The 12,238-nt window shown below is 58.4% G+C and carries 11 protein-coding genes; 6 read left to right on the top strand and 5 right to left on the bottom strand.

The genetic code is table 11. From position 1 onward, the window contains the following. Positions 1-105: 105 nt before the first annotated feature. On the top strand, positions 106-822 hold the full coding sequence (locus GRI41_RS02825; RefSeq protein WP_160603239.1) for a hypothetical protein: 717 nt from the start codon (positions 106-108) through the stop codon (positions 820-822). A 1-nt stretch (position 823) separates the two neighbouring features. Here the strand turns inward: GRI41_RS02825 and astD are convergent, their stop codons facing one another. Continuing rightward, complete coding sequence (gene astD, locus GRI41_RS02830) at positions 824-2,239, bottom strand: succinylglutamate-semialdehyde dehydrogenase (protein WP_160603241.1); 1,416 nt, start codon at positions 2,237-2,239, stop codon at positions 824-826. A gap of 184 nt (positions 2,240-2,423) precedes the next feature. Then, on the bottom strand, positions 2,424-3,824 hold the full coding sequence (locus tag GRI41_RS02835; protein ID WP_160603243.1) for a protein adenylyltransferase SelO family protein: 1,401 nt from the start codon (positions 3,822-3,824) through the stop codon (positions 2,424-2,426). A 73-nt stretch (positions 3,825-3,897) separates the two neighbouring features. On the opposite strand from GRI41_RS02835, the gene GRI41_RS02840 reads away from it, so the two are divergent. The 5 genes from GRI41_RS02840 (at position 3,898) to GRI41_RS02860 (ending at position 9,727) form a co-directional block, all read left to right on the top strand. Then, on the top strand, positions 3,898-4,770 hold the full coding sequence (locus tag GRI41_RS02840) for an alpha/beta fold hydrolase (protein WP_160603245.1): 873 nt from the start codon (positions 3,898-3,900) through the stop codon (positions 4,768-4,770). Beyond that, positions 4,767-5,930: a glycosyltransferase gene (locus tag GRI41_RS02845; protein WP_160603247.1), complete on the top strand. Its 1,164-nt coding sequence runs from the start codon at positions 4,767-4,769 to the stop codon at positions 5,928-5,930. Before GRI41_RS02840 ends, GRI41_RS02845 begins: the two co-directional genes overlap by 4 nt. Positions 5,931-6,067: 137 nt before the next feature. Next, positions 6,068-6,859: a tetratricopeptide repeat protein gene (locus GRI41_RS02850; RefSeq protein ID WP_160603249.1), complete on the top strand. Its 792-nt coding sequence runs from the start codon at positions 6,068-6,070 to the stop codon at positions 6,857-6,859. A gap of 48 nt (positions 6,860-6,907) precedes the next feature. Further along, a complete protein-coding gene (locus tag GRI41_RS02855; RefSeq protein ID WP_160603251.1) occupies positions 6,908-8,257 on the top strand; it encodes an outer membrane protein assembly factor BamB family protein in 1,350 nt (449 codons plus the stop codon). 96 nt (positions 8,258-8,353) lie between these two features. Then, complete coding sequence (locus GRI41_RS02860) at positions 8,354-9,727, top strand: methyltransferase family protein (RefSeq protein WP_160603253.1); 1,374 nt, start codon at positions 8,354-8,356, stop codon at positions 9,725-9,727. Here GRI41_RS02860 and GRI41_RS02865 read toward each other — a convergent pair whose 3' ends face one another. The 3 genes from GRI41_RS02865 to GRI41_RS02875 are packed head-to-tail and all read right to left on the bottom strand — an operon-like array spanning position 9,728 to position 12,235. Then, the gene (locus GRI41_RS02865) at positions 9,728-10,027 is read right to left on the bottom strand and encodes a putative quinol monooxygenase (protein ID WP_160603255.1); all 300 of its coding nucleotides are present in this window, start codon (positions 10,025-10,027) and stop codon (positions 9,728-9,730) included. 27 nt (positions 10,028-10,054) lie between these two features. After that, positions 10,055-11,425 (bottom strand): glutamate--cysteine ligase, encoded by a 1,371-nt coding sequence (locus GRI41_RS02870; RefSeq protein ID WP_160603257.1) that lies wholly within the window; start codon positions 11,423-11,425, stop codon positions 10,055-10,057. Positions 11,426-11,470: 45 nt separating this feature from the next. Next, on the bottom strand, positions 11,471-12,235 hold the full coding sequence (locus tag GRI41_RS02875) for a 16S rRNA (uracil(1498)-N(3))-methyltransferase (RefSeq protein ID WP_160603259.1): 765 nt from the start codon (positions 12,233-12,235) through the stop codon (positions 11,471-11,473). Positions 12,236-12,238: the final 3 nt, after the last annotated feature.

Below are 12,238 nucleotides of genomic sequence, written 5' to 3' on the forward strand. Positions count from 1 at the left end.
GTTACGCAATTTTTCGTTAACTCTAACAGGCGAGAGCCGATCCGATAGTTTGGGCGCACCTGCCGGGTTTATGGCAGTATGCCCGGTATTATTCGGAGGTCCGCAATGCCAAATCGTTTTTGTCTGACTACGGCTCTCGTGCCTCTATTGGCGATTGCTGCATGTAGTGACGGAGCCAATGACGGGCAGGGCGGAGAGCCGGACCCGGCGACCGAGCAAGCTCTCAACGACCAGATTATGGTCGATCCCGATCTGGCCAACCAGAACGAGGGCAACGCCGCGCTCACTGGCGGAACGGATCAATCGATTCCTCCCGAAAATATGACTCCAGCGGCGATCCAGGACGCGCGCGATCAGGCTTTTGCTCTGGTTGGCGGTAGTGACGGATTGAAAGACCTGCCCGAGGCGCAAAACGTGGAAGGGAACCGGACAGAGGCAGAAATGCTCACCGCCACAACCCGCGCTGCGGCTTTTGCGGGCAATACAAACTGTGTTGAAAACGCCAAATATTCAGCGTCTTGGGCGGCAAACCTTCCAACGGTTTTCCCAGTCTATCCGCGCGGTAGCACCAAGGAAGCCGCCGGTACCAACATGGGCGGGTGTTCTCTTAGGACAGTGACGTTCCTGTCACCGGTCCCGCTTGAGGAGGTACTGGCGTTCTATTTCAGCCGGGCCACCACGGCCGGATATTCGACGCAGCATGTGGTTCAGGATGGGGACAACGTCCTCAGCGGAACCAAGGGCAAGGCATCCTATGTCATTTACGGGCGCCAGCTTCCCTCGGGCCTCACCGAAGTGGATCTCATCACTTCGGGGCACTAAATCAGCTTTGCGACAAGCCGACACCGATCGTCGCTCTCGGCTGGTCCATTTCGGTACTGGCAACCGGATAGGCACAGTAATCTGCCGCGTAATAGGCCGCAGGGCGATGATTGCCCGACAGACCCAGGCCTCCGAATGGTGCCTTTGACGATGCGCCGTTGGTCGGGCGGTTCCAATTGACAATGCCCGCACGGACATTCGCCCAGAAACGATTGTAATCTTGCGGGCTCCCGCCGATCAGCGATGCCGACAGGCCGAAGCGCGTGCGGTTTGCCTCTGCAATCGCGGCGTCAAAATCATTGACCTTGATGACTTGCAGCAATGGCCCGAACAATTCGACATCGGGCCGGTCTGCCATTGCGGTGGTGTCAATAATCGCCGGTGACAGGAATGGCAGATCATCATTGGGCCGCGTCATGTGGCGAATGGCCTTTCCGCCATTGGACAGGAAATAGAGGAAACTCTCGACCAGCTGGTCGGCCGCGGCATTGTCGATAACCGGCCCCATAAAGGGCGCCGGATCGGCAAAGGGTTCGCCCACAATGATCCGGCTGACAAGCGATTTAAGCTCGTCCATGATCGGATCATACATACTGTCTTTGATGATCAACCGGCGCGCCGCCGTGCATCGCTGGCCCGCAGAGGTGAAGGCAGATTGCACGATCAGGGCTGCGGCATCGGTGATTTTCGGCGTGTCGATGACCACGATGGGGTTGTTGCCGCCCATTTCCAGTGCGACGATCTTGCCCGGGTTGTTCGCCAGCTTCTTATTAATGGCGATGCCTGCCTGCGCCGATCCGGTGAACAAAACGCCATCAATCCCGCGATGCGCGACCAGTTCTTTCCCCTCTTCGGGGCCGCCAACAAAGAACTGCGCGACAGCCGCTGATATGCCGGCCTTGTTGAAGCATTCCATCAACAATTGACCAACCGCTGGCGTTTTCTCGCTCGGTTTGAAAATCACGACATTGCCGGCAATCAGCGCGGGAACAATGTGCCCGTTGGGCAAATGCGCAGGGAAATTATAGGGGCCGAGCACAACCATCACGCCATGCGGCTTGTGCCGGACCGCTGATGTTCCCTGCAACGCGCTGTCGAGCTTCTTCTGCCCGGTGCGTTCTGCATAGGCGTTGACCGAGATATCGACCTTGTTGATCACCGCCTCAACTTCGGTCCGGGCTTCCCACAAGGGCTTGCCGGTTTCCTTGGCGATAAGCTCTGCCATCGGGTCGGAAACCTTGCGAACTTCGTTGGCAAAGCGGCGGCAAAGCTCGATTCGGGTGGCCAATGGCTGCGCAGCCCATGCCGGCCAGGCACGCCGCGCGCGGTCAACCGCTTCGTCCACATTTCCGGCTTTACCCCGCCAAAGCTCTTCGCCCGTGGCGGGTTGGAAAGAAATGATCTCTGTCTGCGACACGCGGATATAACTTTCGTCTGTGGATTCGGGACAGCATCCCAAATCGAGCTGGATAGGCGAACCTGGTGAACTGCGGCTTTTAGCTTCTGGTGCCCCAAGGTCAATTTAATGCCGGTTGGTTAGCGATTGGTAGATAAAAGTCCAATTTCAAACGGAAAGCGCGATCATAGGACAGGGCTCTCAATTACGGGCGATGACCCAGCGGTTCGGGCGGTTCACCATATGCCTCGGCGACGATCCGCAGCATTGCGATCTTGTCCTGCAGCGGTTGCCAGTCGTCGCGCTGATCAATCGCGGACCACAGCGTTTCAACCTCGTCGATCAGCATCGATTGCGGCGATCCCTCGTGCCAATAGGGATGGTCGCTTTGCATCGCTGCATATCCTTGCAGAGCATCCGCCAATTCGCCTTCAGCGCCGCGGCCGCCGCGATGCTTGTAGAAAAACGCATCGGGCTGTTCGCCGCTTTCGCGCATCGTCTTCTCGCAGATGGCGACCAGCTGTGCATCGCGGTCTTCGCTCATTTGCCCGACGCCCAGCCGCCAGCACCACCGACGGGCAATCGCCTTCATATAGAGCGGGCCGAAGCGCTCCATTGCTGCAATCAGCGGCGGCGCATCGGCAAGCAGGCGCAATGCAACTGCCAACTGGCCGCAATTCCAATGCAGCGCTTCCGGCTGGCGGCCAAAGGCATAGAGGCCATTGTGATCGAAATAGGCGGCGGTGAAGCCAGGGTCCCATTTGGGCAGCCAGCGCCACGGGCCATAATCGAAACTCTCGCCCGAAATGTTCATATTGTCGGTATTGAGCACACCATGAACAAATCCCGCGACCATCCAACTGGCCGCGAGATCGGCCAACCGTTCGACGACCTGGTGCATCAGTTGCACAGCCGGCTCATCGCGGCCCGGGGCGTCGTCCGGTGGCGGCGGGCCGGGGAAATGTTCCAGACAATAGGCAACAAGCTGTGCCATATGCTCCGGTTCTTCGATTGCGAGAAGCCGCTGGAACGTTCCGATCCTGATATGCCCATGGCTCAATCTGACCATGACCGATGATCGGGTGGGGGATGGTTCGTCACCTCGGGTCAGCGCTTCGCCGGTTTCGACAATCGAAAAGGTCTTTGACGTGTTAACGCCCAGCGCCTCGAGAAATTCTGTCGCAAGTATTTCGCGGACGCCGCCCTTCAGCGTGAGCCGTCCGTCTCCTGCGCGGCTGTAAGGCGTCTGGCCGGAGCCTTTGGTCCCAAGGTCGAGCAATCGCCCATCGGACCCGCGCATTTGCGCAAACAGGAAACCCCGTCCGTCGCCGATCTCCGGATTGTACTGCCGGAACTGGTGGCCATGATATCGCAGCGCGAGCGGCTGCGGGAGATTGTCTTTCAACGGCTTGAAACGTCCGAAATGGCCAATCCATTCGGCATCGCTCAAGCCGGCCAAACCAATGGTGGCCGCATGCCTGTTATTGCGGAAACGTATTTGCGTTTCGGGAAAGTCAGCCGCTGAGACGGGATCGCCAAGCCAGTCCTTCAATCCATCTATGGCTGTGTCCGGGCGATAGTTCGCATCTTGCGGTTCTGCCGTCATCGCGCGATAGTGGGGCGGCGCGCTTCGCTTCGCAAGGCGTAACGGATCAGCTTTGGGGAATAACCGCAAAACTATGGAAAAAGCGTATGTTGACCGCTTCTGGAATAGTCCGGACGGCCTAAAGCTTCATTTTCGGGATTATCCCGCGCGCGATACCGAGGGAGAAGGCCGCATTCCCGTGCTGTGTATGCATGGGCTTACCCGCAACGCGCGCGATTTTGCGGCACTGGCAGAACATATTTCCGCTTCGCGCCGCGTCATCGTTCCGGAAATGCGCGGGCGAGGCGACAGCGAATATGCAAGGGATTCGGCGACTTACAATCCGGTTACCTATGTCGGAGATGTTCTGGCCTTGCTCGCGCAGGAAGAGATTTCCCGGTTTGCCGCCATCGGCACGTCTTTGGGCGGGCTGATGACGATGCTCATGGCGGCGACCGATGAAAGCAAAATCGCCGCGGTCGTGCTCAACGATGTCGGGCCGGTTGTTGATCCGGAAGGGATCGAACGAATCCGCGAATATGTCGGGCAAGGGCGCAGCTATCCCTCATGGATGCACGCGGCCCGCGCATTGCAGGATCTTCACGCGTCCTCCTTCCCCAAATTTACCGTCGATGATTGGCTCAACATGGCCAAAAGCGGGATGGTGGTTCAGCAGAACGGGCGGATCGGGTTTGATTATGACATGACCATCGCCGAACCGTTCCAGCAAGATGAAGGCGCTGCACCGCCCGATTTGTGGCCCGCTTTTGAGGCTTTGGCGGGCCGGCCGATGTTGATTGTGCGCGGTGCGATGTCAGACCTTTTGACGAGTGAAACGCTTGCCGAAATGCAAAAGCGCATCCCGCAAGCACAATCGGTTACGATAGCCGATATCGGGCACGCGCCAACGCTGGACGAGCTGGAGGCAGTTGCAGCAATTGATCAATTGCTGGCGCAGGTGCCATGACCAGAAATGCGGGCGCCAAGAAGCAGACGCGGCCACGGATTCTCCATCTTCACTCAACCTTTGCAGCCGGCGGGAAAGAAATTCGCTGCGCGCAATTGATCAACGCATTCGGGAACAAGGTCGAACACGAAATCGTCTCGGCTGTACCAGAAAGCATGGAAGCTCGGGCGCTGATTTCCGGCAAACTTCCAGTAACTTATCCCGATGACTTTCCGTCGCTTCAAGGAAAGCCACTGCCGCCGCGCTTGCTGCGGATTGCCAAAGCGATGAAGCCCTATGATCTGGTTCTGACTTACAATTGGGGGGCGATGGATGCGGTGATGGCGCATACGTTGTTCGGCGATGCATTGAAGCTGCCGCCGCTGATCCACCATGAGGATGGCTTTAACGAGGACGAACAAGAAAAGCTCAAAGCCAAGCGCAACTGGTTTCGCCGGCTGGCTCTGGGCAAAACTTCTGCCTTGGTGGTTCCGTCTGAACAGCTTGAGGAAATCGCGCTCGAGGTGTGGTACCAGCCGATGACCCGGGTGAAGCGGATTTCCAACGGGATCGAAACGCGGGCCTTTGCCAAGAAACCCAAACCCGATGCATTGACCGGACTGGTCAAGCAGGCAGGAGAAAAATGGGTCGGAACGCTGGCCGGCATGCGCGAGGTCAAGAATTTACCAAGATTGGTGCGCGCATTTGCCGGCCTTCCCGATGACTGGCGCCTGGTGATCGTCGGAGAAGGACCTGAACGCCAAGCGATCGAGCAAGAAGCAATCCGGCTTGGGATCAGCGATCGGGTCCATTTGCCCGGCTTCGCCGCCAATCCCGCGCGCTATGTCGGGCTGTTCGACATATTTGCGCTGTCTTCTGATACCGAACAATTCCCGATCTCCGTAGTCGAAGCGATGGCTGCGGGTTTGCCGGTGGCATCGACCAAGGTCGGCGACGTTGCGGAAATGGTCAGCGAGGCAAACGTGCGCTTCATCACTGACAAGGCGAACGCTGCTGAGTTGGCCAGTGCGTTGCAGGCGCTGGCGGAAGATCCGGCGCTGCGGAAATCGGTGGGCGAAGCAAACCGTGTCAAAGCGCTGGAAGAGTATGATCAGAAAGTCATGATCGACAGCTATCGGCGGCTCTACAGCTCGGCCATGGGGCAGGTGATTGCGCGATAGGGCGTGAATGCGGGGGAAACCCGCTTCACCTTCGGTTCACGCTGCGGGGGACACAGATCAATCTTGAATTGCATCGCCGCGCCCATCGGCTAAAGACGGCGAAACCTTAACAGTTAAGCAGATTGGATGCGCCACAAGTGGCCCTGACACCTTCAAACACACCAGAAAATTCCACCGACAAGCGCAAGGAACGCGCTGCTGCACAGGAAGACGTCCTGCTGCGCGAAGTCGACGAAGCGGTCCGTCAGGACGAGCTTTCCAGCTCCCTGGACAAATACGGCAAGCCGTTGCTGGCAATTGTGGTTCTTGGGCTGGCGGCTTTTGCTGCCTACCTGTTCATTTGGGTGCCGAGCCGCGAAGGTCCGCGCGAAGCACAGTCTGAAACGCTTGTCAGTGCTTTGGACCAGATCGAGGCGGGCAATATCCAGACCGGCTCTGCAACTCTGGATGGTTTGGCCGCAGAGGGTGAAGGCGGCGCCAAAACCGCCGCCATGATGCTGCAAGCCGGGATCGCCCAGCAACAGGGCAAGGCTGAAGAAGCGGCAAAGATTTTTGCGGCGGTGGCTGCTGATGAAGATGCGCCGCAGGCCTATCGCGATCTGGCGGTTATCCGCGAAATCACCGCCACTTTCGACACGCGCAAGCCGGAAGATATCGTCGCCCGGCTCAAGCCTTTGGCGGTTCCCGAAAATGCTTTTTATGGCAGCGCGGGCGAATTGCTCGCCATCGCCTATCTCGAACAAGGCAAGCGGCAAGAAGCCGGTGATCTGCTGGCGGCAATTTCCAAATCTGATGATGTTCCCGACAGTTTGCGTTCGCGGGCAAGGCAGATGGCCGGGCAGCTCGGCGTCGACGCCATCGAAGATGTTGACGAGGTGCTAGAGGAAAGCAGAATTGAATCTGCGCCCGGCGCGCCTCCAGCCCAGTGATTTTTGTCCAATAGACCCGACCGCAGCGACAAGCAGGATTTCGACCCTATGACCCGTAAATATCTTTCAAATATCGGCCGTATCGCTGCCGGAGCCGTGCTGCTTGGTAGCATTGCCGCCTGTAGCGGGGGCCTGTTCGGCGGCGGCGATTCCAAGACGACGCCGACATTGGGCGAGCGCAAGCCCGTTCTTTCACAGATCGAACGCGGCGCGACGGTCGATACCTCGCTATCCGGTGTTTCGGTGGTCCTTCCCCCTCCGGTAGCCAATACCGAATGGGCGCAAGCGGGCGGGAATGCCGCCAAGTCGAACGGCCACGTTGCGCTTGCCGAAAACCCGACGCAGGTCTGGACCGCGCAAATAGCCGGCTCGACCAACCGGCGGCGGCTGGCCGCATCGCCCGTAGTTGGCGGCGGAATGTTGATCGCTGTCGATACAGACGGCGTGGTTCATGCGTTTGATAGCCAGTCTGGCGCACGTCGCTGGCGGCACCAGATGCAAGTGGATGGCGATTTGCAGGGCTCTGCCTTTGGCGGGGGCGCAAGCTATGCCGCGGGTACGGTCTATGCCACCAACGGTATTGGCGAAGTTGCCGCTCTTGATGCGCAGACCGGTGCCGAAAAGTGGAAAGTGCAACCTGCAGGTCCGCTTCGCGGAGCACCGACAATCGCGTTTAATTCCGCCTATGTGATGACGCAGGATAACCAGATTTTTGCGCTGAGCATCACCGACGGTTCGATCCTGTGGCAGGAATCCGGGTCGAGCACTCAGGCTGGCGTGTTCGGGGTCGCCGCACCATCGGCGGGCCAAGGTTCGATTATCGCCGGCTACAGCTCGGGCGAATTGGCCGCATACCGTTATGAAAATGGCCGGACCTTGTGGGCGGATGCGCTTGCACGGACTTCGATTTCGACAAAAGTGGGCGCGCTGACCGATATCGATGCGGATCCGATCATCGACAATGGGCGCGTTTATGCGCTGGGCCAGGGCGGCCGGATGGCGGCTTACGAGCTGGTTACCGGGCAGCGTATCTGGGAAATCCGCGTGGCCGGAATCTCGACACCGGCGATCGCCGGTGAATGGATCTTTGCCCTGACCGATGACGCCCGCTTGCTCGCAATTGCGCGCGCCACCGGCAAAATCCGCTGGATCAGCCAATTGGCGCGTTTCGAGGATGAAGAGGACAAAGAGGGCCCGATCTTCTGGACTGGCCCGGTTCTGGCTGGAAACAGCCTGTGGGCCGCCAGCACCGATGGCCAGATTTATCGCATGAGCACGGGTGAGGGCTCTGCCGCTCTCTATCGTGATTTGAAAACGCCAGTATCGCTTGCGCCGATTGTGGCCAATTCGACGCTGTATGTGCTCGATGACAGCGGACGCATCCACGCTTATCGCTAAGGCCGACGTTAAGAAGTCCTGACAATCTGCTCCACCTCGGTACGCCTCGTCCAAGCGTTACGCGGGTCTTAACCCTTTCGCGCTATGCGGGCGGGAATGGATACGCACCACAATAATTCCGCGCCAGCGCGCGGGGCATCACTGCCAAAAAGCGACGTCTCTGCGGCAGTCGGCTTTGTTGGCCTGTTCGGGCTGTTTGCGTGGATCTTGTTCTGCCGCAATTATGGCGTGATTGCAGAGACTTTCGGCCTGTCCGGCCCAAGGGAGCCGATGTCGGGCCCCTATGCCGCATTGGCGGCATTGCTGTTCACAAGCGTGCCGATGGTGCTGTGGTCGGTCTGTGTCGACAAGGTTCATCGCCGGGCCTCAACCGGGATTGATTGGGACAATCCGCGCAAATCATCCGAAGTGCGAAGTGTCACGTTGACCAAGTTGACCGGCTTGTGGGCGACCTGGGTAATCATCGGCTTCTTCTATTGCGTCGCGCGGTGGTATTGGTCGGGCCAATATCTGTTTGCGATGCAGGTTATCGGCGCTGCGGCAATTCCGATGTTCATTCTATCGGTGCCCTATGTCCGGTGGCTGGATCGGGTGATGATCAATCCGCGCGATCATGCGTGGCATTTCGGCGCGATGCTGCTGGGCCGCGAGGCCTATGACCCCGAAGAGGTCAAGAAGCACTGGCGGGCGTGGATCATCAAGGGATTCTTCGGCGCATTCATGATTTCGATCCTCCCCGGCGGATTCGCCGCCGTGGTGACGGCGGACCTGACCGACATCATGAATGATCCGGTGCGTTTCGGCATTCTGATGATCGAACTGCTATTCGTGGTCGATGTGCAGATCGGGACGGTCGGCTATCTGGTCACCATGCGCCCACTCGACGCGCAAATCCGCAGCGGGAACCCGTTCCTGTCCGGCTGGCTTGCCGCGATGATCTGTTATCCGCCGCTGGTCTTTGCCTTCATGGGCGCCGACGGGATGATCGCTTATGAGGTCAACACGGCGGGATGGAGCCACTGGTTCGCCGGAAATGGCGTGGCGCTATATGCTTGGGCCTTCTGGCTTATATTCCTGACCGGAATTTACGCTTGGGCGACGATTGCATTCGGCATTCGCTTTTCCAATCTGACCTATCGCGGCGTTTTGACCAATGGTCCCTACCGCTTCACCCGGCATCCGGCCTATCTGTCAAAAAACCTGTTCTGGTGGTGCGCGACAATGCCATTCCTGGTGACCAGCCATTCGATGGTCGACGTTGTCCGCAACACGTTCTTCCTCGGCGTGGTCAGCGCGATTTACTATTGGCGCGCGAAGACCGAAGAGAAGCACTTGCTGCAGGAAGATCCGAAATACCGCGAGTATCACGCATGGATGGAAGAGAACGGGCTGCTCACCCGTCCACTATCGATTCTCAAGCGGCGACTGCGCCCGCGCGGACCGGTGCTGCATGCCGAACCGGCTGAATGATTAAAGTGGCGCGCTGCCGCTTACTTCATACATTGTCACTTCGCGCTCGGATATGTCGAGCGTCGCGGCGACGGCCATAAATTCGACCATATGTGCGGATTGGAAATGCGAGGAGAGCCGTTCTTTGTCATCCCATACCTCGCTGATGCGGATGACGCCGGGCTCGGTTAGATCTTCCGCGAAGTTGTATTCAATGCAGCCTTCTTCTGCGCGCGTGGCCTTGACAGTTTTGACGAGCGCTTCGCGGGCTCCATCGATCTGATCCACTGGCAGCTTTATTTTGCCGATAACGGTGATCATTGCGTTTCTCCCGCAGAAAGTTGCTGACTAGAAGCTGTATTTATAGACGCGTTTTATATCTCCGTTCCATTCGCCGTGAAATTTGTCGAGCAGGCGCTGTGCCGGGACTTTGCCGCTGGCGACAATCTCGTCGAGCGTTTCGAGGAAACCGGTTTCATTATCACCGCCGGTGTTTAGGCGGGCACGCGCAGACAGGCCACCACGCGCAATTGCGAGCACTTCTTTGCCGAGGTCCTGTAACGTCCCTCCGCCGGGGATGGCAGCGTCGAGGCCGAGCTTGGGAACGGTGTTCCGTAGCTCTTCACGCTCTTCCATCGTCCAGTGCTTGACCAAGTCCCAAGAGGCATCAAGCGCCGATTGGTCATACAGCAATCCCACCCAGAATGCGGGCAAGGCGCAAATCCGGCTCCACGGACCGCCATCCGCGCCGCGCATTTCGAGGAAGCTTTTCAACCGGACTTCTGGAAAGGCGGTGGAAAGGTGATCCCACCAATCGCCCTCGCGCGGTTTCTCACCGGGCAGAACGGCGAGCTCGCCTTTCAGGAAATCGCGGAAACTGTGCCCCGCAGCATCAATATATTTGCCATCGCGGAAGACGAAATACATCGGCACATCGAGCATGTAATCGACATAGCGTTCATAGCCGAAATCATCATCGAACACGAAAGGCAGCATGCCCGTGCGATGCGGGTCCGTGTCCGACCAGATATGGCTGCGATAGGAGAGGAAGCCATTGGGCTTGCCCTCGGTAAAAGGTGAATTCGCAAACAACGCTGTGGCAAGCGGTTGCAGCGCCAGGCTGGTGCGGAACTTCTTCGCCATATCCTGCTCTGACGAATAGTCGAGATTGACCTGGATGGTGCAGGTCCGCAGCATCATGTCGAGCCCGAGATTGCCGACTGTCGGCATATGCCGCAGCATAATTCCGTACCGCCCCTTGGGCATGATCGGCAGCTCTTCACGGGTCTTGTCAGGCCACATGCCAAGGCCCAGAAAACCGACGCCGCATTTTTCGCCGATGGCCTTTACCTGCTCCAAATGGCGGCCGGTTTCGGCGCAGGTTTCATGCAGGTTTTCCAGCGGCGCGCCGGAAAGTTCGAGCTGTCCCGCAGGCTCAAGGCTCACCGTGCCATCGGGGCCGCCCATCGCGATGACTTTGCCGTTTTCCTCTATCGGCTGCCAACCGAATTCGCGCAAAGCGAGCAGCAGGTCCTGAATGCCGCAGGGTTCCTCATGGGAAGGCGCGCGGAAATCTGCGGTTTTGTAGACCAGCTTTTCATGCTCGGTCCCGATCCGCCATTCATTCTTCGGCTTCTCGCCAGCTTGCATTGGTGCAACCAGCTGATCCCGGCTCTCAATCACCGGATCCTGCTTGGCTGAAGTGTCGCGCGTGCTCATGTCAGTTGCAATAGGCAACTGAAGGTCGCCTGACCAGAAAAATCATCAAGCATTGCTTTCCCCTTTGCGCCAGTCACCGGCGATACCCATCCACAACGAAACCGCCGCAATCGCCGCTGTTTCTCCGCGTAATATTCGCGGACCAAGGCTGATTGGTTTCACTTTGGGATGCGCCAACAATATTTTTCTCTCAGAATCGTCGAAACCGCCTTCGGGCCCGGTGAGCAGGCCCACAGGACCGGCTGTGTTCGCAAACACTTCGGCTGCATCTTGCCCGCCCATCTCGTCGGCGAAAAACAAAGTCCGGTCGCTCGGCCAATCGGCGATCTTGGCAGCGAATTTCTGGACATCGCACAGTTCGGGCAGGGCGGTGCGTGCGCATTGTTCGGCCGCCTCGATAATATTGGCCTGTGCCCGCGCTGGATTGAGCTTGTCCGCGACACAGCGATTGGTCACAATCGGCGCGATCCGCCGGACACCCAGCTCGGTGGCTTTCTCCAATACTAGATCGAAACGGTCTTTCTTCAGCAGAGCAGGGCAAAGCCAAAAATCGGGAACTTCCTCCCGATCGCGCAAATGATCGACGACTCGAAGCGCAACAGAGCGCTTGCCCGCTTCTTCGACGCGAGTGGACCATTCACCCGTCTGATTATCGCATAGAATCACCGCATAGCCGGCCGACACGCGCATCACTCTGGACAGATAGTGCGCTTGGCTGCCTTCCAGCGCTATCTGCGCTTCGGCTTCGATGCGCGTGTCGACAAACAATCGTGGTGCGCTGCGTGGAGGCCAGGCGGGGGTTGCGGGCATGGC

Origin of the sequence: Pontixanthobacter aquaemixtae (assembly GCF_009827395.1) — a bacterium.
Lineage (GTDB): Bacteria > Pseudomonadota > Alphaproteobacteria > Sphingomonadales > Sphingomonadaceae > Pontixanthobacter > Pontixanthobacter aquaemixtae.

What these genes read in the sequence shown, in the direction of transcription:
- GRI41_RS02835 (WP_160603243.1), bottom strand. Translation starts at nt 3,824, where the DNA reads ATGACGGCAGAACCGCAAGATGCGAACTATCGCCCGGACACAGCCATA.
- GRI41_RS02825 (WP_160603239.1), top strand. Translation starts at nt 106, where the DNA reads ATGCCAAATCGTTTTTGTCTGACTACGGCTCTCGTGCCTCTATTGGCG.
- GRI41_RS02875 (WP_160603259.1), bottom strand. Translation starts at nt 12,235, where the DNA reads ATGCCCGCAACCCCCGCCTGGCCTCCACGCAGCGCACCACGATTGTTT.
- GRI41_RS02865 (WP_160603255.1), bottom strand. Translation starts at nt 10,027, where the DNA reads ATGATCACCGTTATCGGCAAAATAAAGCTGCCAGTGGATCAGATCGAT.
- GRI41_RS02870 (WP_160603257.1), bottom strand. Translation starts at nt 11,425, where the DNA reads ATGAGCACGCGCGACACTTCAGCCAAGCAGGATCCGGTGATTGAGAGC.
- GRI41_RS02845 (WP_160603247.1), top strand. Translation starts at nt 4,767, where the DNA reads ATGACCAGAAATGCGGGCGCCAAGAAGCAGACGCGGCCACGGATTCTC.
- GRI41_RS02855 (WP_160603251.1), top strand. Translation starts at nt 6,908, where the DNA reads ATGACCCGTAAATATCTTTCAAATATCGGCCGTATCGCTGCCGGAGCC.
- GRI41_RS02860 (WP_160603253.1), top strand. Translation starts at nt 8,354, where the DNA reads ATGGATACGCACCACAATAATTCCGCGCCAGCGCGCGGGGCATCACTG.
- GRI41_RS02840 (WP_160603245.1), top strand. Translation starts at nt 3,898, where the DNA reads ATGGAAAAAGCGTATGTTGACCGCTTCTGGAATAGTCCGGACGGCCTA.